This window comes from Gloeobacter violaceus PCC 7421, from assembly GCF_000011385.1.
Taxonomy (GTDB): Bacteria; Cyanobacteriota; Cyanobacteriia; order Gloeobacterales; family Gloeobacteraceae; genus Gloeobacter; species Gloeobacter violaceus.
The window spans coordinates 2,158,593-2,180,358 of sequence record NC_005125.1; the positions used below are offsets into that span (position 1 = coordinate 2,158,593).

The 21,766-nt window shown below is 63.9% G+C and carries 22 protein-coding genes; 13 read left to right on the plus strand and 9 right to left on the minus strand.

What is annotated here, in order from left to right; genetic code table 11:
• Positions 1–18: 18 nt before the first annotated feature.
• Entirely contained in the window at positions 19–1,023 is a 1,005-nt protein-coding gene (locus GLL_RS10405) for an alpha/beta hydrolase (RefSeq protein ID WP_197530167.1), read from the minus strand.
• A 73-nt stretch (positions 1,024–1,096) separates the two neighbouring features.
• Between GLL_RS10405 and GLL_RS10410 the strand changes: the two genes are divergently transcribed.
• Positions 1,097–1,390 carry a YggT family protein gene (locus GLL_RS10410; RefSeq protein ID WP_011142008.1) on the plus strand — a complete coding sequence of 98 codons (294 nt, stop codon included), beginning with the start codon at positions 1,097–1,099 and terminating at the stop codon, positions 1,388–1,390.
• 386 nt (positions 1,391–1,776) lie between these two features.
• Complete coding sequence (gene lpxD / locus GLL_RS10415) at positions 1,777–2,898, plus strand: UDP-3-O-(3-hydroxymyristoyl)glucosamine N-acyltransferase (protein ID WP_011142009.1); 1,122 nt, start codon at positions 1,777–1,779, stop codon at positions 2,896–2,898.
• Here lpxD and accC read toward each other — a convergent pair whose 3' ends face one another.
• Positions 2,899–4,248 carry an acetyl-CoA carboxylase biotin carboxylase subunit gene (gene accC / locus GLL_RS10420; protein WP_011142010.1) on the minus strand — a complete coding sequence of 450 codons (1,350 nt, stop codon included), beginning with the start codon at positions 4,246–4,248 and terminating at the stop codon, positions 2,899–2,901.
• 42 nt (positions 4,249–4,290) lie between these two features.
• On the minus strand, positions 4,291–5,583 hold the full coding sequence (locus GLL_RS10425; protein WP_011142011.1) for a TetR/AcrR family transcriptional regulator: 1,293 nt from the start codon (positions 5,581–5,583) through the stop codon (positions 4,291–4,293).
• A gap of 134 nt (positions 5,584–5,717) precedes the next feature.
• Between GLL_RS10425 and GLL_RS10430 the strand changes: the two genes are divergently transcribed.
• From GLL_RS10430 to GLL_RS10445, 4 genes are read left to right on the plus strand one after another with little or no spacing between them, the layout of a single operon-like run.
• Positions 5,718–6,986, plus strand: coding sequence for an HlyD family secretion protein (locus GLL_RS10430; RefSeq protein WP_164928915.1), 1,269 nt, complete (start codon positions 5,718–5,720; stop codon positions 6,984–6,986).
• Positions 6,983–8,896 (plus strand): ATP-binding cassette domain-containing protein, encoded by a 1,914-nt coding sequence (locus GLL_RS10435; protein ID WP_011142013.1) that lies wholly within the window; start codon positions 6,983–6,985, stop codon positions 8,894–8,896. The genes GLL_RS10430 and GLL_RS10435 overlap by 4 nt, the downstream gene beginning before the upstream one ends.
• Positions 8,893–9,993 carry an ABC transporter permease gene (locus GLL_RS10440; protein WP_011142014.1) on the plus strand — a complete coding sequence of 367 codons (1,101 nt, stop codon included), beginning with the start codon at positions 8,893–8,895 and terminating at the stop codon, positions 9,991–9,993. Before GLL_RS10435 ends, GLL_RS10440 begins: the two co-directional genes overlap by 4 nt.
• 4 nt (positions 9,994–9,997) lie before the next feature.
• Complete coding sequence (locus GLL_RS10445) at positions 9,998–11,119, plus strand: ABC transporter permease (RefSeq protein ID WP_011142015.1); 1,122 nt, start codon at positions 9,998–10,000, stop codon at positions 11,117–11,119.
• Positions 11,120–11,504: 385 nt separating this feature from the next.
• On the opposite strand, the gene GLL_RS10450 is transcribed toward GLL_RS10445, so the two are convergent.
• Genes GLL_RS10450 through GLL_RS10460 form a run of 3 tightly spaced genes read right to left on the minus strand, consistent with a single transcriptional unit; the run spans position 11,505 to position 13,130 of the window.
• Positions 11,505–12,125: a DNA-3-methyladenine glycosylase family protein gene (locus tag GLL_RS10450; RefSeq protein ID WP_011142016.1), complete on the minus strand. Its 621-nt coding sequence runs from the start codon at positions 12,123–12,125 to the stop codon at positions 11,505–11,507.
• A gap of 38 nt (positions 12,126–12,163) precedes the next feature.
• Positions 12,164–12,502 carry a hypothetical protein gene (locus tag GLL_RS10455; protein ID WP_011142017.1) on the minus strand — a complete coding sequence of 113 codons (339 nt, stop codon included), beginning with the start codon at positions 12,500–12,502 and terminating at the stop codon, positions 12,164–12,166.
• Positions 12,495–13,130 carry a DUF2301 domain-containing membrane protein gene (locus GLL_RS10460; RefSeq protein WP_011142018.1) on the minus strand — a complete coding sequence of 212 codons (636 nt, stop codon included), beginning with the start codon at positions 13,128–13,130 and terminating at the stop codon, positions 12,495–12,497. Before GLL_RS10460 ends, GLL_RS10455 begins: the two co-directional genes overlap by 8 nt.
• Before the next feature lie 124 nt (positions 13,131–13,254).
• Between GLL_RS10460 and GLL_RS10465 the strand changes: the two genes are divergently transcribed.
• The 3 genes from GLL_RS10465 to lepB are packed head-to-tail and all read left to right on the plus strand — an operon-like array spanning position 13,255 to position 16,256.
• Positions 13,255–14,628, plus strand: coding sequence for a cytochrome c biogenesis protein (locus GLL_RS10465; protein ID WP_231848436.1), 1,374 nt, complete (start codon positions 13,255–13,257; stop codon positions 14,626–14,628).
• Between the two features lie 7 nt (positions 14,629–14,635).
• Positions 14,636–15,652, plus strand: coding sequence for a c-type cytochrome biogenesis protein CcsB (ccsB, locus tag GLL_RS10470; protein WP_011142020.1), 1,017 nt, complete (start codon positions 14,636–14,638; stop codon positions 15,650–15,652).
• A 28-nt stretch (positions 15,653–15,680) separates the two neighbouring features.
• Complete coding sequence (gene lepB / locus GLL_RS10475) at positions 15,681–16,256, plus strand: signal peptidase I (RefSeq protein WP_011142021.1); 576 nt, start codon at positions 15,681–15,683, stop codon at positions 16,254–16,256.
• Between the two features lie 131 nt (positions 16,257–16,387).
• On the opposite strand, the gene GLL_RS10480 is transcribed toward lepB, so the two are convergent.
• Genes GLL_RS10480 through GLL_RS10490 form a run of 3 tightly spaced genes read right to left on the minus strand, consistent with a single transcriptional unit; the run spans position 16,388 to position 17,299 of the window.
• Positions 16,388–16,774 (minus strand): type II toxin-antitoxin system VapC family toxin, encoded by a 387-nt coding sequence (locus GLL_RS10480; RefSeq protein ID WP_011142022.1) that lies wholly within the window; start codon positions 16,772–16,774, stop codon positions 16,388–16,390.
• A complete protein-coding gene (locus GLL_RS10485; RefSeq protein ID WP_011142023.1) occupies positions 16,771–17,001 on the minus strand; it encodes a type II toxin-antitoxin system Phd/YefM family antitoxin in 231 nt (76 codons plus the stop codon). The genes GLL_RS10480 and GLL_RS10485 overlap by 4 nt, the downstream gene beginning before the upstream one ends.
• 55 nt (positions 17,002–17,056) lie before the next feature.
• Positions 17,057–17,299, minus strand: a complete 243-nt coding sequence (locus GLL_RS10490) for a DUF433 domain-containing protein (protein ID WP_011142024.1) — start codon at positions 17,297–17,299, stop codon at positions 17,057–17,059.
• A gap of 297 nt (positions 17,300–17,596) precedes the next feature.
• Here GLL_RS10490 and GLL_RS10495 point away from each other — a divergent pair, with 297 nt between their 5' ends.
• From GLL_RS10495 to GLL_RS10510, 4 genes are all read left to right on the plus strand, one after another.
• Entirely contained in the window at positions 17,597–18,010 is a 414-nt protein-coding gene (locus GLL_RS10495; RefSeq protein ID WP_011142025.1) for a BlaI/MecI/CopY family transcriptional regulator, read from the plus strand.
• Between the two features lie 5 nt (positions 18,011–18,015).
• On the plus strand, positions 18,016–18,951 hold the full coding sequence (locus GLL_RS10500) for a M56 family metallopeptidase (protein ID WP_011142026.1): 936 nt from the start codon (positions 18,016–18,018) through the stop codon (positions 18,949–18,951).
• 70 nt (positions 18,952–19,021) lie between these two features.
• Positions 19,022–20,290, plus strand: a complete 1,269-nt coding sequence (locus GLL_RS10505) for a TolC family protein (RefSeq protein WP_164928917.1) — start codon at positions 19,022–19,024, stop codon at positions 20,288–20,290.
• Positions 20,291–20,299: 9 nt separating this feature from the next.
• Entirely contained in the window at positions 20,300–21,760 is a 1,461-nt protein-coding gene (locus GLL_RS10510; RefSeq protein WP_011142028.1) for an efflux RND transporter periplasmic adaptor subunit, read from the plus strand.
• Positions 21,761–21,766 lie beyond the last annotated feature (6 nt).

Genomic DNA, 21,766 nt, shown 5'->3' on the forward strand with positions numbered 1-21,766 from the left:
ACGCTCTTTGAACAACCGTCAAAGCAAAAATCGGCCCACCCGTTCGTAGACCTCTTTGCGTTCGAGATCGAGCGGCAGGATATGGTCGGATTTGTCAAACCAGTGCAATTGCCGGACGCGAGAGCGTACCCGGCGGTAGATATACTCGGCCCCCGAGGGGGCCACGACGCTGTCCCGGCGCGACTGCAAGATAAGTAACGGAGAGCGCACCAGGGACAATTCCGCTTTGACCGTGCCGACAAGGGCAAGGGCGCTGCGCACGGCGCAGAGGTTGAAGGTGCGGTAGTAGGCGGCTTGTTCGGCGGCCTCGCGCATCGCCCGGTCGCGCACCGGCAGACGTCGGCGCGGCACCTGCGGCAACAGCCGGCCTACTGAGTACAGATAAGCCTCCGGCGGCAGCAGATAGAACCAGCGGTGGCGTACGGAGACAAAGGGGCTGATCAGCACCAGTTTCGCCACCGGCCAGTGCGCCGCCAGGTGCAAAGCAAGCGGGCAGCCGGTGGAGAAGCCGACGACGCTGATGCTTGCAAACGCCCCTGCGAGTTTGCGGTAGGTGGCCTCGATGTGGCCGTACCACTCGGGCCACGTGGAGGCGGGCATGCGGCGGGCGGGTTTGTCGTGGCCGGGATAGGCCACCGCCAGCACCGAAAGCCCCTGTGCGTACAGCGATTCGGCCAGCGGCTGCATCTCGTAAGGACCACCCCCCAGCCCGTGCAGCAATAGGCACACGCGCTCGGCGGAAGCTTTGAGAAAAAAGGGCTTGTTCTCCAGCATCGGATGCATTCGGTGCGGCCGAGTTGGAACGGGCGCCGCCTCAGCATAGTCCCGCGTCGGGAGGTGCCGCAACGCACGGGCGGAGGGTTTAGTCCCCGCCCCCCGAGGCGTCGAAGCTCGCATCGAACCCGTCGAGAACGTCGAAGGCAACATCCCCACCAGGTCCAGCAAGTCGAGCATATCGACGCCTTCCTCGGTACGCAGCGCTTCGGCGGGGATGCGCCTGAGAAAGTCGGCTTCAATCGTCATCGCGGCACCTCGCAGCCGGATCCAGCCAAGCCTGCGGCCTAAAATAGACGGCAGAACCGGCGAGGAGACTGGCGTGGGCACCTGGGAAATCGTGGCGAATGCGTTGAGGCTGTTGTTCAGCCTCTATATTTTGCTGTTTTTGTTTCGGATCGTACTCACCTGGTTTCCGCAGCTCGACCTCAACCGGCCGCCCTACAACTTTGTCGCCTGGCCCACCGAACCGTTTTTGCGCCCCACGCGTAAGGTCATCCCCACCTTCGGCGGGGTGGATATGACCCCGTTTGTCTGGCTTGCCCTCGTCGCTCTCGCCCAGGAATTGCTGATCGGCCAGCAAGGTATCGTTACAATGCTCACAAGGCTGGCCTGAGTCGCCAAGCAGGTGCGGCCTGTTGCATGGATTTGGCCGGTTTTGCCAGGCCGCAACCGCCCACGGATTCTCCGTGGATTCGGGCTGGTTTCGACCGCCGTCCGGCGGCGATAAGGGCGTCAAAGCTTTAATCTTGTTATCATTCTTGAAGCGGGCTCTGCGCATGACCCACCGGGGCCGGGTCGAAAACTTGATTTGCCGATTAAATTTTTGTATCCCATATTCTGGCAGCTCCCCGAGGAGTGCCGCGCCACAATTTCCCAGGCGGTTTCGTGGGGCAGGCCCCGGACAGGTTCCGGGCCTTGCCGAACGATAGTCCTAGCGCAGCTGGTCTTCGCGAGCGCTCGAACGGCGCCTTTGTACTTAAACAACAGATGGAAAGTGTTATGAAATTATCGGATATTTCAGCGAAGCTCGGCTGTGCGCTTGAGGGGGATGGACAAGTCGACATCGTCGGTATAGCGGGCATCGAAGAGGCAGAAGCGGGACATTTGACCTTTCTTTCCAACCCAAAATACAAAGCCAAGCTTCGCCACACCAAAGCGTCGGCGGCGATCGTCCCGGCCGATTTTGAGGCTTCTGCGGCATGGCCCCTGCCTTTGCTGCGGCACGCCAATCCCTATCTCACCTTTGCCCACGCGATCGAATTATTTTATTCGCCCCCGCCGGCACCCCACGGTGTCCACCCCACGGCCGTCGTCGCCCCCACGGCCGTCTGCGGCCACAACGTGCGCATCGGCGCTTCGAGCGTCATCGGCGAGGGCGTGGTTCTGGCGGACGGTGTCACCGTCTACCCCAACTGCACCATCTACCCGGGGGTGCGCATCGGCCGCAACAGCACCATCCATTCCAACTGTGTCGTGCGCGAGCACGTCGTGATTGGTGAAGACTGCATCGTCCAAAATGGAGCTGTGATCGGTGCCGATGGATTCGGTTATGCCAAACAAGCCGACGGCACCTGGTACAAAATTGTCCAGTCGGGGAGCGTCGTGCTCGAAAACCGCGTCGAGATCGGCGCCTGTACGACCGTCGACCGCGCCACCATCGGCGAGACGCGCATCAAATCCGGCAGCAAGCTCGACAACCTGGTGATGATCGGCCACGGCTCCAGTGTCGGCGAAAATACGCTGCTTTGCGGCCAGGTGGGGCTCGCGGGCAGCAGCACGGTGGGCCGCAACGTCATGCTGGCCGGTCAGGTGGGCGTGGCCGGACATCTGCACATCGGGGACAACGTGGTCGCCACGGTCAAATCCTGCATCTGGAAATCGGTGGAGGCGAACCAGGTGCTCTACGGCAACATCCCCGCCAGCGACAGTCACACCTGGCTTAAAGCTTCGGCCGTGTTTCGCCAATTGCCGCACATGCAAAAGTCGGTCCAGCAGATGCAAAAGCGGATCGCCGTGCTCGAAGAACCCTTCAAGACCAACGGCAAATCCGGCCAGGCCGATGCGCCGCCGAAGGTCGCCCTCGAATGCCACGGGACGACCGGCGATGCCCCCCAGGGCTGATCACTCGCTCATCCGTCGCTGGACAAAGTTGGTGTAGACGTCGCCGCGCAGGAACCAGGCGTTGTCGAGCACCCGCAGGTGAAAGGGAATGGTGGTCGGTACCCCGGTGATCGCACACTCGGCGAGCGCCCGGCGCATGCGGCGGATGGCCTCGTCGCGGTTGCGGCCCCAGACGATCAGCTTGCCCAAGAGCGAATCGTAGTGGGACGGCACCTTATAGCCCGGGTACAGGTGAGAATCCATGCGCACCCCCGGACCACCCGGCGCCAGATAGGCGCTGATCGTGCCCGGGGTGGGCCGAAAGTCATTATTGGGATCCTCGCAGTTGATCCGGCACTCGATGGCGTGGCCTTCCATGCGGATGTCGGACTGGGTGTAGCCCAACGGCTCCCCGGCGGCGATCCGGATCTGCTCGGCGATCAGATCGATACCCGTGCGCATCTCGGTGACCGGGTGCTCCACCTGGATGCGGGTGTTCATCTCCATGAAGTAAAAGTCGCCCTTTTTGTCGACCAGAAACTCGATGGTGCCCGCCCCCACGTAGTTGATCGACCTCGCCGCCTGTAGGGCCGCCTCCCCCATGCGCTCGCGCATCGCGGGGGTGAGAAAGGGGCTGGGGGATTCTTCGAGCAATTTCTGGTGGCGCCTTTGGATCGAGCAGTCGCGCTCGCCCAGGTGCACGACGTTGCCGTGCTGGTCGGCGAGAATCTGAAATTCGATGTGCCGGGGTTCTTCGAGGTACTTCTCGATGTAGACCCCCCGGTTGCCGAAGGCCGCCTCCGCCTCGCGCTGGGCGGTCTGGACCATTTTGATGAGGTCGCGCTCGTTGCCCGCAATGCGCATGCCGCGCCCGCCGCCCCCGGCCGTCGCCTTGATCATCACCGGGTAGCCAATCGCTTTGGCCGCCTCGTAGGCTTCTTGTTCACTGTCGATGAGCCCCTCGGAGCCGGGTACGGTGGGCACCCCCGCCGCCTTCATCGTGTCGCGGGCGGTGGATTTGTCGCCCATCAGCACCATCGCCCGGGGCGAAGGGCCAATAAAAGTGAGGCCGTGATCGGCGCAGATTTCAGCGAAGCGCTCGTTTTCCGACAAAAAACCGTAGCCCGGGTGGACGGCGTCGCAGTCGCGCGTCAGGGCCGCCGAGATCAAATTCGGAATGCTCAAATAGCTCTTGCTGGCCATCGGTTCGCCGATGCACACCGCCTGGTCGGCCAGTTGCACGTGCAGCGAGAGGGCGTCGGCCGTCGAGTGTACCGCCACGGTGCCGATACCGAGTTCGCTGCAGGTGCGCAGGATGCGCAGCGCCACTTCGCCCCGGTTGGCAATCAAAATCTTGCGAAAATAGACCACAATAGTTGCTTCTATAAAAGACCGATCCCGGCGCTCATCTTATCACGCCCCTTCGCCCGCTTCGCGCTCGGCCTGTGGGGCGCTCCCGGTCAAAAGACGCACCAGGCAGGCACTGTAGCGCTCGCGCTCCACGGGGAACCACCGGCTGCCCCCGAGCAGCGCGTGCAGGAGCACAAACCCGATGAGCGGCGTGCAGTAGAGCACCGTCAGCGTCGCCGGGGGCAACCGCCGCGGGCGGCAGTGCTGCAGGAACGTGCCCAAAAGGCGAAAGCCGGGTTGCATGACCGTCCGCGTGTACAGTCTGCCCAGTTCCGGAAAACGCACCGCCTCCCTGAGCACCAGGCGCACCACCGCGTGGTACTCCGGGTCGTCGATTTTGGCGAGGAGGGCCTCGGCCTGCCTGGCGAACACCACCGCCGTCGGCGCGTCGAACAGCCCCGGCTGCAGCAGCAAAAACGAACGGCGGATCGTCACCCGGGCAATCAGTTCCGAGAACAGCCCCTCTTTGTCTTGAAAGTGGCTGTAAAGGGTCGGCTTGGACAGCCCCGTGTGGGCAGCGACCATATCCATGCTCGTCCCGGTGTAGCCGTGCTCCACAAACACCGCCATCGCCGCGCGCAAGGTTTGTTCGCGCCGCTCGTCGGCCCCGGCGTCCTCCGATGGAACGGGCTCAGGCTCGACCGGAAGGGTTGCTATCCCCGCCGCCTCCCCGACCCCGGCGCGGCCCGAGACCAGATCTGCCAGCCCATCGACAAACTCGCCGCGCTGGACCGGCGCCACCCACTGTCCCCGCAGGATCTCGCTAAATCCGACAAAGGCAAACAGCGCACAGCAGAGCAGTGTCGCTGCCGCCTCCGGATCGCGGTCAGTCTGCAGGCAGGGGAGCAAACGGCTTTTGAGAGGCTCCAGGGCCGTGCGCACGTACAGCTCCCCCAACTGCGGAAACCGGGCCGACTCACTCAGGGCCGTCTGCAGCAAAAACACCGCCTCGGGCGTCAGCGCCATCGCCAGCCACCGCTCCATCTGCTCCTGCAGCTCGCCCTCGGCGCCCACGGCCGCCTCGGGCGCTTCCCAGTGCAGATGGACCGCACAGGCCCACTCAAAGAGCGCCACGAACAATCCTTCCTTGCTCTGGAAATGGCTGTAGAGGGTGGGTTTGGAAACGCGCGCACCGCTGGCAAGCCGGTCCATGCTGGCGCCGGCAAACCCGTGCCGGGCAAAGACCGCGAGCGCCCCGCGCAAAATCTGCTCGCGCTTGGCCCGACCCCGCCCGGCGTGGGGAGGCAGCGCCCGCTCGCGGGTCGGTTCGGCGGCAAGAGGCTCTGGATGGGGCATGGGCTCGATCCTACTACAGGCTTATTCAACAAAAATTTTCACACCGCGCGCATCCACATCGGGAAAGCTGGCCTATGATTTTACTAAACCGTGTAGTTAAGGCCATTGTACCGCTCTCGCCGCTGGGGGAACTTATGCAGCAGACGACGTCCACACCGGCTTTTGATCCAGACGGCAGTGCTGCCGCAACGGCCCAAAAAAAAGGGCCGAACCTGCGCGTACTGCTTTTGCTGGGGGGACTCCTGGCGGTGGGAGCCGGGGTCTTTTTTTGGTGGTTTGCCCTGTCGCGACCGCCCGTCGACCGGCTCGCCCTGAGCGGTCGGCTGGAAGGCTACGAGACCGACGTGGGCGCGAAGACCGCCGGTCGGGTCGACCGGGTGACGGTGCGCGAAGGGGACGCGGTGCGTCGGGGGCAGCTCATCGTCCAGCTCGACGACGCCGAAATCCAGGCCCAACTGGCGGGAGCGGTGGCGCGCATCGCCGCCGCTCGCCAGCAGCAGCGCCAGGCCCGGCTGCAAATCGACGTGCTCGAGGCGCAGGTGACCCAGGCGCAGCTGGAACTCACCCAGTCGCGCGGCGACGCCCGGGGACGCATCGCCCAGGCCGACGCCCAGGTGGCCGCCGCCCGCTCGCAACTCGCCCAGGCCGAGGCGCAGGTGAGCGAGGCCGAGGCGGACCTCAAGCTTGCCGTCGCCAACCGCAACCGCTTCGAGCAGCTGGTGCGCGAGGGTGCCACGTCCGTCCAACAGTTCGACCAGGCCCAAACCACCTTCGACGCCGCCCAGGCCACCCTCGCCGCCCGCAAGGCCGCCGTGAACGCCGCCCGCAAACAGGTGACGGCAGCAGAAGGCACCCTCACCCAGACGCGCACCACAGCCCTCAACCCGGCGGTGCGCACGGCCGGACTGGATGTGGCGCGCCGCCAACTGGCCCAGGCGCGCTCGCAACTGCTCGCGACCGAGGAAGATGTCAAAAATGCCGAGGCCACCCGCCGCGAGCTGCTGGCCCAGATTGCCTATCTCAATATCACAAGTCCCATCGACGGGGTGGTCACCGCCCGCAGCGTCGAACCGGGGGCGGTGGTCACCGCCGGGAAGACGGTCCTCTCGCTGCTCGATTTTCGGACGGTGTACCTCAGGGGCTACATCCCGGAAGGGCAGCTAGGCCGGGTGCGCGTCGGCCAAAAAGCGAGGGTGTTTCTTGATTCCGCTCCCGAGCGGCCCCTGGCGGCCCGGGTGGCCGCCGTCGATCCGCAGGCGTCCTTTACGCCGGAGAGCATCTACTTTCGCGACGAGCGGGTCCGCCAGGTTTTCGGGGTGAAGCTGCTGCTTGAAGATCCGGCGGGCTATGCCAAGCCGGGCATGCCCGCCGACGCCGAAATCTTGACGGAGGAGACGCCGTGACTTCGCTGCAACCGGCCGAACTGTTGCAACCGGCTGCTCCCGACGCGCCCGCTATCGTCGTCCGGGGTCTGGTGAAGCGCTACAAGCAGCTTGCAGCGGTAGACGGCATCGATTTTGCCGTTCGCCGCGGCGAAGTGTTCGGCCTCATCGGGCCGGACGGCGCCGGGAAGACGACGACTTTTCAGATCCTGGCCGGGGTGATGGAACCCACTGCCGGCACCGTTTCGGTGTTTGGTCGGCCACCGCGCGACGCCCGGTTGCAAATCGGCTACATCACCCAGCCATTTTCGCTCTATCTCGATCTATCCGTCGATGAGAACCTGCGCTACAGCGCCGGGCTCAAGCAGGTGGACGAAGGGCTCTTCGAGGAGCGGCGCTCGCGCTATCTCAAGCTTGTCGATCTCGATCGCTTCGCAGACCGCCTTGCCGGGCAACTGTCCGGCGGGATGAAGCAGAAACTGGCCCTGTGCGCCGCTCTCATTCCCCAGCCGGAGATTTTGCTGCTCGATGAACCCACCACCGGCGTCGACCCGGTCTCGCGTCGGGAATTTTGGGACGTGCTCGCCGCCCTCGCCGAAGAGCAGGTAACCGTGGTGGTCGCTACCCCTTACCTTGATGAGGCCGAGCGCTGCCACCGGGTGGCCCTGATGTACGGGGGACGACTCGAGCCGCCCGATACTCCCGCCCGCCTGCGCGCCGGGCTGGGACTCTCCCGCCTGGAGGTGCACGCCGGCGACCTGCAGCGCGCCGAGCAAGCGCTGCAGACCCTCGAAGATGTCGAGGACGTACAGACTTTTGGCGACAGGCTCGATGTGCTGGTGGCGGACCCCGAGCGGGGCGAGCGGGCGGTGGCGGGTGCACTTTCGGGGCTCTCTCCGGCGGTGAGCCGCGCCGAGCCGACCCTCGAAAACGTCTTTGTGACGCGCCTTAGGCAACGGGGTTCAGACCCGCCGTTGCTGGATTTCCCCCACCCGCTGAGCCGATCGGTTGCGGCGGAGGCGGTCGCCATCGGTGCTGACCACCTGAGCAAGACTTTCGGGCAATTTCGGGCAGTCTACGATGTCAGCCTCGAAGTGCGGCCCGGCCAGATTTATGGGCTGTTGGGCGCCAACGGCGCGGGCAAGACGACGACCATCAAGATGCTGTGCGGGTTGTTGCCCCCCAGCACCGGCTCGGTCACCCTGGCAGGCGAGAGCGACCGACTGCGCTCCAACGAGTTGCGCAGCCGCCTGGGCTATATGAGTCAGAAGTTCACGCTCTACGACGATTTGAGCATTCTGCAAAATCTCGAATTTTACAGCGGCGTCTACGGCGTGCCCCGCCGCTTGCGTCGCGAGCGCATCGACTGGGTGATCGACATTTGCGGCTTGAGGGGCCAGGAGAATCTGGTCACCGGTCAGCTGCCGGGGGGCTGGAAGCAGCGGGTCGCCTTCGGCGCCTCGGTGATGCACCAGCCGGAGGTGCTGTTTTTGGACGAACCGACCTCGGGGGTGGACCCGCTCGCCCGGCGGCAGTTCTGGCGCCTCATCGAGATGTTCGCCCGCTCAGGCACCGCGGTGCTGGTCACCACCCACTATCTCGAGGAGGCCGAGCACTGCCACCGGCTAGGCTTCATGGTGGCAGGGGAACTGGTGATCCAGGGGACGCCGGGGGAGATCAAAGCCCGCCAGCCCGGACAACTCTACGAAGTGGTGAGCGACGACCTGCCCCGGGCGGTACGCGAGTTGCGCGCGCTGTTTGCGGAGGAGTCCTGGCGGGTGGCGCTGTTTGGCGACCGGCTGCACGTGGTGCTCGATGACGGCGACGCCCTGGAGCGGCTGCGGGCGCTGGGGCGCACCCGGGAAATCGGCTACTCGCTGGAGGACGCCTTTATCGCGATGGTCCAGCGCGCCCGCCGGGAGGCGCCATGAAACGCATCCTCTCCCAGTGCGCCAAAGAACTCACCCAGTTTCGCCGCGACCGGCTCACCGTCGCCCTCGCGGTATTGTTGCCGATGGCGACATTGTTGATATTTGGCTATGCCATCCGCCTGGAGGCCAACAACATTCCGCTGGCGGTGCAGGATCTCGATCGCTCTCCCACCAGCCGCGCCTTTGTCGAGCGCTTCTATGCCACCAATCAGTTCGCGCCGGTCGACTGGGACGGCCGGGGCAATCCCGAAGCGCTGCTCGATGCCGGGGTGGCCAGGGTGGTCGTGATTATCCCCCCGGATTTCAGCCGCCGCCTGGACGCCGGTAAGATTGCCCCCGTCCAGGCGCTCATCGACGGCACCGACGGCAACAACGCCCGGGTCATCCGCAACAGCGTGCGCTCGGTGACCAACTTTTATTTGGGCACCCGCTCGGACACAGCCCCGGCAATTACCCTGCGCTCGCGGCTGTGGTTCAACCCGGGGCGCGAAGAGGCGCTCTACATCGTGCCGGGGGTGTTCGCGGTGGTGCTCGCCATCTGGCCGCCGCTGTTGATGGCCATCGCCATGGTGCGCGAAAAGGAACAGGGCACGATTATCCAGGTGTACGCCTCCAGCCTGAGCGCGGCCGAATTTTTGTTGGGCAAGGGGCTCGCCTACTTTCTGGTCGGGGTCGCCCAGGCGGTGGCGGTGTTTGCCCTCGGGGCGGTGCTGTTTGGCCTGCGCCTGGCGGGTGACCCGACCCCTCTGGTGGTGGGCACCGTGCTGATGATCGCGGCGAGCGTCTCTTTTGGGCTTTTTATCGGCACGCGCACCGCCAGCCAGAGTGCGGCGGTGCAGGCGGTGGCCACCAGCGGCTTTCTCACCGCCCTGTTGCTTTCGGGGTTTATCTACCCGCTCAGCAACATTCCTTTTCCACTCTCGCTGGTGGCCAACATCGTTCCGGCCCGCTACTTTATCGAGATTACCCGCGACGCCTTTGTGCGGGGCACCGGTTGGCCGGGGGTGTGGTCCGCACCGCTGCTGCTCGCCGTGCTGGGGGGGGTGTTTTTTATGGCGAGCTTCCGCAACCTCAAACGCATGCAACTGCCGGGGTAGGGTTATGAAATTTCTCGAAAGCCTGCTTGAGAGCCGTTTGTGGGCATTGATGCGCAAAGAGACTACCCAGATTCTCAAAAACCGGCAGCTGCTTTTTTTGCTGCTCTTTCCGCCCACCGTGCAGCTGATGATCTTCGGGTTTGCCCTGAGCCCCGACGTCAAGCACCTGAAGCTCGCCGTCGCCGACTACGCGGGCACCGCCACCAGCCGCGAACTGGTGGCCGCCTTTGCCAACAACGGCATCTTCGATGTAGCGGCAGCTCCCAGCAGCCCACAGGCGGTCGCCGAGGCGGTGCGCACCGGCCGGGTCACCGCCGCCCTGGTCATTCCGCCGGAGTTTCGGCGCGATCTGGCCCGGGGCCAGACTCCCGAGGTGCAGCTACTGATCGATGGCGTCGACGCCAACACCGCCGGTATCGCCAATGGCTACGCAGGCCAGATCGTCCGGCAGTTCGGCTACACGCTGTCCGGCAATGTGCCTCCGGCGATCGACCCGATGGTGGCTATCCTCTACAACCCGGGCTTACGCAGCAGCTGGTTTTTTGTGCCCGGGGTCTTGGGTCTGGTGCTCACCCTCACTTCCTCGCTGGTCTCCTCGGCCACGGTCGTGCGCGAAAAGGACGTGGGCACCCTCGAACAGCTCCTCATGACCCCTGCGGCTGCCTGGGAGATTCTGCTCGCCAAACTGGCGCCGCTCTTTGTGCTGCTGGTGGGCGAGGCGCTGCTGGCTCTGGGGATCGCCCGCCTGGTCTTTGGGGTGCCCTTTCTCGGCAACTTTTTGCTGTTCATGGTCTTCACCAGCCTCTATATCTGTGTGGGTGTCGGCATCGGCATGATGCTCGCCACCGTCGCCCGCTCCCAGACCCAGGTGGTGCTCACCTCGTTTTTCGTCAACTTGCCTCTGATCCAGCTGTCGGGCGCCATCGCTCCCATCGAGACGATGCCCGAATTTTTTCAGGTCGTCTCGCTGGTCAACCCTTTGCGCCACTACATCGCCATCGTGCGGGGAATGCTCCTCAAGGGCGTCGGCTTCGAGGTGCTCTGGCCGAACGTGCTGGTGCTGGGAGCCGCCGCCTTTTTGCTGTTGGCAATCAGCGCCAACCGCTTCCGTAAACAACTGGAGTAGGTTCGATACCGACGGGCATATTCAACAGGTCGCGTCGGTCGACTCTTCGTGGCTTATCGTGCCGACCGGCCACGGAGGAGCAGGGTGAATGTGCTGGCTGGGCACGCGAGTCTATGGAGCGAGAGGCGGAACCCCCTTCGGGTTCCCCTCTCGCGCTCTCCAGCCTCCCCGCGTCGAGGGGGTGCCACCCCCCCGACACCCCCCGGACTTCACGGCACGGTTGAGTACGAGAATTGGCGGGTGGGATGGGTTTATTCTTCCAGGGCCTGCACGACGCGTGTCGACTGCGGCGGAGAAGTTGGCTTGTCGTTGGGCTGCAAATGTGTTGAGGAGTGAAGCGACTAAGGCTTTGCAAACTTGACGGGCAGCGGGTTTTTCCTGGCACCTATTCGAGACTGCGCCAGAGGTACCAGCAGGCGATCGTGCAGTAGGGATGCCACGGCTCGGACACGGCCGCCATCTGTTTGGGTGAAGGGAGCGCTTTCAGGCTGTAGGCAAGCTGGATGGCTTTTTGGATGCCCAGGTCGCCTTCGGGGAGTACGTTGGGCCTTCCAAGGCGAAACATCAAAAACATCTGGGCGGTCCAGCGGCCGATTCCTTTGAGGCGCATCAGTTCGGCGAGGATCGCCTGGTCTTCGAGGATGTGGAGCGTCTCGATGGCGAGAGCGCCCGACTCCACCTGGGCTGCCAGGGATTTTAGATAGTTAAGTTTCTGGCGCGAGAGGCCGACGCCGCGCAGGGCCGCCGCTTCGACCGCCAGCAATTCGGCGGGCAGGGGCGGCCGGCCGTCGAACAAGTCGCACAGGCGTTTGTGGATGGTGGCGGCGGCTTTGCCGGACAGTTGCTGGTAGACGATGGCGCGCACCACCGCGTCGAAGTGAGTGCCTGCCGCCGAAGTTTGGTAGCTGCAGTCGCCCACCCGCTCGATAATCGCGGCCAGTATCGGGTCCGACCGCTTGAGGTGACCGACGGCTTCAGCAAGGAGGAGAGTGTCGCTGGTCTGCATGTGGACAGAGTATCACAAGGCGTCCATCCACGGCGCCGTTACCGCCTGTGTTCTTCTTCCTCGAACAGCCGGTCGAGTCCCCAGGCTTTGAAGGCCGATTCGCAGGCTTCTTCGAAGCGATGCACCAGGGGGCTCACGTGGGTGTCCACCTGGACCAGCGCCTCGTCGACGACCAGTTCGACTCTGTCCATGGCGCGGTCGAAGGCCTGGAACGCCTCGCCCACCCCAAGCGGATCGACGGGCAGCGGCATGACGCCGTGGGGCGGAAAAGCCCACCAGCGCCCCCCGAGGATCTGATCCGGTTCATCGACCCAGCACGGGTCGCTGTAGCCGTTTTGCCTGCACCACTCTTCGAGCCACCAGGGCACTTCATCCATGGATTTCTCCCCGCACGTAGGCGTGGACGGACTTGTCGCCGATATCGTCGGGGGCGGGCACCGAGAACTTGCGCACCGCAAAGATCAACAGCGACGCGGCGCAGACGCCGAACAGGCCCGTCTCCACAGCCGGGCTGAGGATCCCGCCCAGATGCCCGAGCAGCAACAGCGGCAGAGCGGGCACCACCAGCACCGTTTCCCACCAACCGAAGCAGAACGATTCTTTGACGCACACACCGGTGAGGGCCGCGAAGACAAAGCCCGTGGCGATGAGCCCTACCGGTTCGCTGTAGGCGATTTGGGCCAGGGGGGTTCCGGTGTTGAGGGTGAGGACGGTACTCGCCGTCACCCCCACCGCCCACAACAGCCACAGTGCGCGGTGCAGGGCGAGCATATAAATGTGGATCGTGGCGAGGGCCACCCCGAGGGCGGCGGCAAACACGGCGAACAGCACCGTCACCACCCACGGCGAGCCGCCGGCGAGGGCCACAGCGCCCCCCGCCGCGAAACTGACGGCCACCGCCAGCAGGGCCAGACGATAGATGAGCACACCCCGGCGGTCGGCCTCGGTGATTTCGTAGGTGCCGAAGCGGCCGGAGTAAATGTTCAAAGCAGTCTGTTGAGCCATGGGTCGAAACCTCGCCGTACCTCAATCTTAGCGCCGCGCAGTGTTTGTCCCGTTGATCCCCCGGCTGGGAGGCATGGGGAGCGACGGATTACAATGGGTTTCGAGATCCCTGGAGCATCGCCCTATGACATCCCTCTGGCGGGATATCCGGCATGAGGTGGCCGCCTGGCTCGGTTCGTTGAAACTGGCCATCGGGCTTTTTCTGGCCATCGCCGCCGCGAGCATCGCCGGCACGGTCATCCCCCAGGGCGAATCGACCGATTTTTATCGACAGAACTATCCCGACTCCGGTGCGGTGGTCTGGGGGTTTGTCACCTGGCGCTTTATCATCAGTCTCGGGCTCGACGAAGTCTACCGCAGCTGGTGGTTCGTGGCCCTGTTGCTGCTATTGGCCACGAGCCTGACTATCTGTACCTTCCGCCGCCAGATCCCGATGCTCAAGGCGGCGCAAAACTGGAAGTTTTATACCGAACCGCGCCAGCTCAGCAAATATGCCCTGCGCACGGCCATTCCCGCCCGGGGCACGGGGCCGCTGGCCGAGCAACTACGCGCCGGCCGCTACAAGGTCTATCAGCGCGACGACTTGATTTACGCCACCAAGGGCACCATCGGTCGGGTGGGACCTATCGTCGTGCACGTGAGCCTGCTGCTCATCATGGCGGGGGCGATGATCGGCGCCTTCGGCGGTTACCAGACCCAGCGGATGACCCTCGCGGGCGACAGTTTCGACATCCAACAAGTCGAGCAGTCGCGCCTGTCGCTGGCGCGCCCGCCCGACTGGACAGTGCGCGTCAACAAGTTCTGGATCGACTACCGCCCGGACGGCTCGGTGGACCAGTTTCACTCGGATCTCTCGGTGGTGAGCCCCGCAGGCAAGGAACTGGAGCGCAAAACCATCTCCGTCAACGACCCGCTGATTTACGACGGGGTGACGATGTACCAGGCAAGTTGGGCGGTCGGTGCTTTTAAGCTGCGCCTCAACGACAGCCCTGTGCTCACCATCCCGATGCAGCCTATCGAAGCCCCAAATGGCCAGGAAGCCTGGGGTCAGGCAATCCCCTTCGACAAAGACGGCCGGGTGGCTCTGCAGATGGTCACCCGCGGTCTGCAGGGCAGCCTAATGCTGTTGCCCTTCAACCCGCGCACCGGTGAAACCGTCCGCGAGGCGGCCACCCCCGCCCGGGTCGGCAAACCGGTGAGCGTACTCGGCCAGCGGCTGGTGATTGAAGAACTGGTGGGCCAGACCGGCATCCAGATCAAGGCCGATCCCGGCATCCCGGTGGTCTACGCCGGGTTCGCTTTGTTGATGGTAGGGTTGGCCATGAGCTATCTCAGCCACTCCCAGGTATGGGCCATCTACCGCGACGGCCAATTGCACGTCGCCGGGCGCACCAACCGGGCGCAGATCGGTTTTGAGCGTGAACTGGTCCGCATGGTGGCCGCCGTCCAGACCCCCCGTCCCCGCACTTCCGACGCCCTATCCGCCGCACAGGAGTAACGGTCCCATGAACGCGAGCCAGCTCGTCGCCATTCAGGTGCTTCTCGACAACGCCGCCTTTGCCGCTTTGATGGTGGCCACCGCTCTCTACTGGCTGGCCGCCGCCTTTCGCCGGGTGCCGCTGTTGCACGAACTGGGCACCGGCGCCTCGGCGGTGGCGCTTTTGAGCGTCACGGGCCTGCTCACCGCCCGCTGGATCGAGACGGACCACTTTCCGGTGAGCAACCTTTACGAATCGCTGTTTTTCTTGTGCTGGTGCGTGCTCGCCGTCCACATCGCCGCCGAAGCCTTCGCCCGCCAGCGGCTGGTGGGCGTGTTCACCCTGCCGGTGGCGCTCGGCATGGTTGCGTTTTCTTCATTGACGCTCTCACCCGCGATGAAGGCCGGCGGACCGCTGGTGCCCGCCCTCAAATCCAACTGGCTGATGATGCACGTGAGCGTGATGATCCTGAGCTACGGCGCGCTGATGGTCGGTTCGCTGGTGTCCATTGCCTTTTTGATCGTCACCTGGAAGCAAAAAGACCCCGAATTGCGGGGCAGCTCCGTGGGCACCGGCGGGTTTCAGAAAGCCGAATACACCGACTCCGAGAGCACACCGCCCGCGGGTTCGATGCTTTCGAGCCTGGGTGTGGGTGGAAGTGAGACCACTGTCACTCTCACTTCCGCCACCGCCACCGCCGGTACTGCCCTGCGCCGCTCGAATCTGGCCGAGACCCTCGACAATCTGAGTTACCGCCTGATCGGCCTGGGCTTTCCGCTGATCACCGTGGGCATCATCGCCGGGGCCGTCTGGGCCAACGAAGCCTGGGGTTCCTACTGGAGCTGGGATCCCAAGGAAACCTGGTCGCTGATTACCTGGTTCATCTTTGCGGCCTACCTGCACGCGCGCATCACCCGGGGCTGGCAGGGCCGTCGCCCGGCTACGCTCGCGGCGGTGGGTTTCGTTTCGGTATGGATCACTTATCTTGGGGTCAACTTCCTGGCCCAGGGCCTGCACAGCTACGGCTGGCTGTCTGGAAACTGAAGCGCGTCACGAGTGCGGGGAGCCTGACGTGGTGGAGCATCCAAATTCGACCGAGCCATCCCGGCCATCCGTTGCCCACGGTTTCTGGCGCTGGTTCTCCAGTCAGCGCGAAAACCTCCAGACCATCGTGCTTGCTGTCTTCCTGGCGCTATTTATTCGCTCGTTCGTCGCCGAGGCGCGCTATATCCCTTCCGGTTCGATGGAGCCGACCTTGCGCATCGACGACCGGCTCATCGTCGAAAAGCTCAGCTACGAATTTCAACAGCCCGAGCGCGGCCAGGTGATCGTCTTCACACCGCCCAAGCGCACCAACATCGACCAAGCCTTCATCAAGCGCGTCATCGGCCTGCCGGGGGACACCATCGAAGTCAAAAACGGCAAAGTCCTCCTCAACGGCAGGACTTTAAACGAGCCCTACATTGCCACTCCCCCCGCCTACATCCTGCCTCGCCAGAAAGTACCGGCGGGTCATTTTTTTGTGATGGGCGACAACCGCAACAACAGCTTCGACTCGCACCTGTGGGGCTTCCTGCCGCGCCAGAACGTGATCGGCCGGGCCGTCTTCCGCTTCTGGCCCCTCGAACGGGTCGGGGCAATCGAGTGAAGCTGTTGTTGAGCAGCTGCGTACCCTCAAAATCGTGGTCTTGTCCGGAAAAACTTCTCCAGAGATCAGCTCTTCCTGTGTTTTGGTGTGCCCTGAAACGGCATTTGGTCACAACAGCCATGTCATTCCCACTACCAAATACGTTTGATCCCATACTGATCGAAGACAACATCGGCACTCACGAGTGGAATATCTTCAACCAATGCCTGAGCCACCAGGAGCCGGTCGAATGGGTCTTTGTGGTGAAACGGCATCGTGGTCAGGGCACCAGTGTGTCTCGGGGTGATGGGAAGGATTGTGAAACCGTACTGATTCAGACACCCATCCATAAAATCCTTGTAGGGCTGATGTAGGGTGAGCTTGTTGATGCTGATTTTGATGGCAATTTCCCAAAATGAAGCCGGGCTGATGAACGCCTCGTTATCCAGATCGAGTATCAACCTGCTTGCCGTGCTACTGAGTTGTACTTCACCAAGCGTGTACCAGAGTAGTGTGTGGGAATCAAGAAGGTGCTTCACGGCATGTACTCTGCAAAGTCCTGCAAATGATCATCATCATCTGCCATGATGGTGATCATTCCCTTCAAAAGCCCTGGTCCCGGACGTTGGGTTAGCGGAGGCTTTTGACTGACCAGCTTTGCTAGCGGACGCTCGTTCTCAGTAATCACCAACTCTTCACCCGGTTTCAGATTGTGGAGCAAGTCCGGCAAGTTTGCCTGCGCTTCTTGAATCGTGATCGTCACCATGAGTGATGCTCCTTTCTCAGTTTTGGGACTAATCCGTTCTCCTCAACTTGATGGCCTATTGGGCTGCCCCAATGGGGAGAGCGACCATGCGATCGCGGGCCAGATCTGCTGCGTAAAACAGAGCCGCCTGAATATCCGCTTCCTCAATGTGATAACTATCCATAATGGCTTGGTGTGATTCCCCTGCTGCCAAATTGTCGAGAATCACCGACACCATAATCCGGGTGCCCTTGATGCACACCTTACCGTGGCATATGTTCGGATCGACACTAATGCGCTCTTGCCAGTGCATAGACATTCTCCTGTCCGAGTTATTGGACTCAACCCTTTTTGCCGCAATTGCTTACCAATGAAGGACCACTCGTACTCGCCTTCGATGGTCTTCCTCCGAATGCTTGAACCAGTTTTTTCGGGAGAAGACCAATCATCCTCAAGAAGCCGGTATCTCACATTCTAGGCAGCTCAGTTTCCCGATTGCACGTCACAGCCGGCTGCACCAACTTTGCGCCCCGCCAGGTGCAACACTTTGCACGCTATGCAAGGATAAAGGCACACTCGGGAATACACCGACCTCCCGTACACTGATTCTGGATCCATGAACCCCACCGAAACCAGCCGCATCGTCCGTGCCCACCGCTCCGGCCTCAAGAAGCTCTTGGGTGAGCAGGAAGCCGAGATCATGGAGCAAGTCTGGGCAATAAGTGGACCGGTGCTTGCCAAACAGGTGCACGAGCGGTTGCCTGCGAATGTCAGCCTCGCCTACTCGACGGTCGCCTGCACGATGGGACGACTGGTGCAAAAAGGGCTGCTGCAAGTGATCAACGGCAACACAAAGCCCTATCTGTACCTGCCTACCCTCAGCCGCGAACAGTTTATCCAGCGGGCGGTCGATCAGTTGCTCGAATCGCTCGCGGTGGATTTTCCGGCGGCGGTTTCAAGCTTTGTGCGCAAAGAAAGCTCCAAAGATGCGGCTCACTTGGTCGAGAAAATTGCGCAACTGGAGGATTGAGGCTGATGATCGCCATGGAACTATTTCCAGTGCTGGTGGCCGTGGTGATCTACGGCCTGACCTTGCTCGCCGTCGGCAGGCTCGCCCGCACCCGTCCCGAAGCGCGGGTGGTGCTGAGGTACGCAAGCTTGCTGGTTCCGGCGGCGGCGGCAGCCCTCGCCCTGGCGCATCTGCACGCCGACTTGCAGCCCGTGGACCTGGACAGCTGGTTGTGCCTGCCGTTGTGGTCGCTCGCAGCGATGGGCCTGCTGGCGATGGGCTTCGCGGCCGGATTTTTTTGGGAGCAGGTCCGCCTGGAGCGGCAGTTGCACATCTGGGCCGAACCTGCCCAGGGCGAACTGACCGAAGCCCTGGCGCCGCTCGCAGCGAAAATGGGCTTGGCGCGAGTACCGCAAGTGCATCTGGTCGCCGCCGATGCGCCGCTTGCCCTCACCATCGGCGTTCTCAGACCGCGCATTTATGTGTCGAGTTGGCTGGTCGAGCGGCTCGATTCGGTCGAAATCGAGCAGGTACTCGCCCACGAACTGGCCCACATTGCCCGCTCGGACAACTTGATTGCCCTGGTGGCCACCGCCTTGATGGGGGCGACCGCCTTTTTGCCCACCAGCTGGCAGGCCGTGCGCGCCCTGCTGCGCGAGCGCGAACTGGCCGCGGACGAACTGGCGGTCGCCGTTACCGGCAAACCGATCGCCCTCGCCCGCGGCCTGCTCAAAGCGGGCGTGCCGGACCACCCGGCCTTCACCGCGGCGGCCGGTCTGCTCGAAGCCGGTTCGATTACCGAGCGCGTCGATAACCTGCTGCGCCTGCACTCGTCCCGGCCCGAGCGCACCAGCCCTGTTCAGTGGCGCGAAAAAACGGCTCTGATGGCCATGACCGCCCTCGGGCCGCTCGCCCTCACCTGGTTCGTCTTCGATCTGCCCCACCTGCTGCAGCTGCCCTGAGCCGCTCGATCCTGGCTTTTTGCAGTTAATGCAAAATCGTGTTAGATTCTGCGCAGCAATGAGAAAGCTTGTGCGTCGCTGGGTTGCGGGTGTGGTGTTGGCGTTGTTGCTGCCGAAGGCGGCGGCAGCCCAGGTCTTGGAGCTGGAGCAGGCTTTTGAGCTGGCCCTGGTCAAAAGTCCGCAGGCGATGGCGCTCGGGCGGCGGCTGGCGGTGAGCGAGGCGGAGGTGCTGGTGGCCGGGGCGGTGCTCAACCCTTCGATCGGGGCCACTTTTGAGAGTGCCGGGGCCGAAAACCGCAGCAACGTGCCCTATATCGAACAGACATTTGAACTCGGGGGCAAGCGCGACGCCCGGTTGGCGGTAGCCGACAGCCAGGTGGCCATCACCCGGGTGCAGATCGCCGAGGCGCTGCGGGAACTGCGCGCCCAGGTGCGCAGAGCCTACGCCGAATTGTTGGTGGTGCGCGCCGGTTCCGAGGCTCTGCAGGAAGTAGCGGCGGCGGGGGAGCGACTGCAGGTGGTGGCGGCCCAGCGCTTTCGCCTCGGGGACATTCCTGAACTGGATCTGATCCGCGCCCGGCAAGAACTGGCCCTGGCGCAAAACGAACTGCAGTTGGCCCGTTCGCGCGAAGCCGCTGCCCGTATCCAGCTCAACACGCTGATCGGCCGTGACCCCGGAGCGGCGGTGACAGTGCCGACGGTGGCCCAGTTTTCGCTGCGGGTCGAAAACGACAGCCTGCTGCCCCCCGACAACCGGCCCTCGGGCGAGCGCGAAGACAAACTGCGCGGTTTGATCGCCCTGGCCCTCGCCAGCCGCGCCGATTTGCAGGTGTTGGGAGGCCAGGTGGCCTTGGCTGGAGCCGAGCGGCGGCTCGCCGAGGCTGAGCGCGCCCCGGATCTGCGCGTCGGTGCCGGGCCGCGGCTCTCCTTTGGCGAAACGCTGCAGGTGGGGGCGGCGGCGGCGGTGAACGTGAACTTTCCGCTCTGGTACGCCCAGCAGGGCCAGATCGCCCGGGCCGAGGCGAGCGCCAGGCAACTCGAAACCGAGCGCGAGGCGCTGGTGGCGCGCATCAAAGCCGAAGTCGAGTCGGCTTTTGTGCGGGTGCTCAGTGCCCGCGAGCAACAGCAAATTTACGAGCAGGGGCTGCTGCCCACCGCCCGCACCGTCGAGCAGACGGCCCGCCTGGCCTACGAGCGGGGCAAGGCGGATCTGACGGTGGCCATCGGCGCCCAGACCACCGGCAACCTGACCCGCAACCGCTACTACCAGTCGATCCTCGAATACCAGACGGCCCTGGCCGATCTGGAAAAGGCGATCGGTGTTCCCCTCACCACCTGACGAGGCACCATGTCCAAGGCCATGTTCGGTATACGAATCGTCGGGTCGGCCGCTCTGCTAGCCGGAGTGCTTTATGCCACCCCGGTCCTGGCCCATGGCAACCACGGCGATAAGGAATTTGCCGGAAACAAGCCAGCGGCGGTTGCAGGCGAGCAGGTGAAGGTAGCCCCCGACGTGCAAAAGGCGCTCGGGCTTGCCGTCACGGCTGTGGGCGAGCAGGTGTTGCGCGCAGGTTTCGAGGCGAACGGCCGCATCGAGGCGATTCCTGGCCGCAGTGCCGAGATCCTGGCTCCCGTGGCCGGTCGAGTCTTGCGGCTGGTCGCCTCGCGCGGGCAGGCGGTGCGCCGGGGTGAAACCTTACTGGTGCTCGACAGCTCCGAGATTCGCGCCCTCGCTGTGCAGAGCGAGCAGGCAAAAGCCGCCGCCCGCGCCGAGTCGAAGCAGGCCGAGGCCCGGCTGCGGCTGGCGAGGAGCACCTTCGAGCGCGAAAAGGAACTGGTGGATCTGAAGATTTCGGCGCGCAAAGATTTTCAGGTGGCCCAATCCGAGTACGAGCAGGCGGCAGCCGATCTCGAAGCAGTCAGAGCGCGTCTGAGGCTGAGCGGGGCGCAACTGGACGCCCGCCTCGCCCAACTCGGACAGCGCGGGGTGCAGGCGGCCCGCGACGGCCGCGTCACCGTCGCTTCTGCGGTGAGCGGCTTCGTGGCGCAGCAGAGCGTCAGTGCCGGGGAGGCGGTTGAAGCGGGGACGCCCCTGTACCGGGTGGTGGACACCGCCGGTGGAGTCTGGGCGACGGCGCAGATCTACGAACAAGACCTGGCGCAGGTGCGGGTGGGCCGGCCGGTGGAAGTGGTGACGGCCGCCTACCCGGGCCAGGTCTTCAAAGGCCGTGTGGACAGTGTCGATCCTGCCGTCGATCCCGAGACGCGCACGCTTGCGGTGCGGGCGGTGCTCGCCAACCCCGGCGGCCGTCTCAAGCCCGAGATGTTCGCCACCCTGCGCGTGACGACCAGCGACCGCCCGGCTGCTGTATCGGTCATTCCCCGCTCCGCCGTGGTCGAGGCGGATGGGGCGCGGATCGTCTATGTCCAGAACGGTCCCGACGTCTTTGAGCCGGTGGAGGTGGATCTGGGTCGGCTAAGCGGCGAACTGATTGAAGTCAAAAGCGGTGTCTATCCGGGCGACCTGGTCGTGAGCCGCCGCGCTTTTCAGCTACGTGCCCAGGCGCTCAAGGGCGGCATCCCGGCTGAAGACGGCGCCTCCGGCGAGATCGAATCGGAAAAGCCAAAGCCCGAGAGTCCGTCACCGGGCGGTACGCCCTGGTGGGCGCTCACCTTTGGGGCTATCGGGTTGGCCGGTGTCGCTTTTTGGGCCGGGGCGCGCTTTGCGGCGGGGCGCGTCGCCGGTGTCGGCCTGGGCGCCGGGGAGGGGGCTCCGCCGCATCGCTCCGCCGCCCGTCCGCGCCGCTAGGGGGCT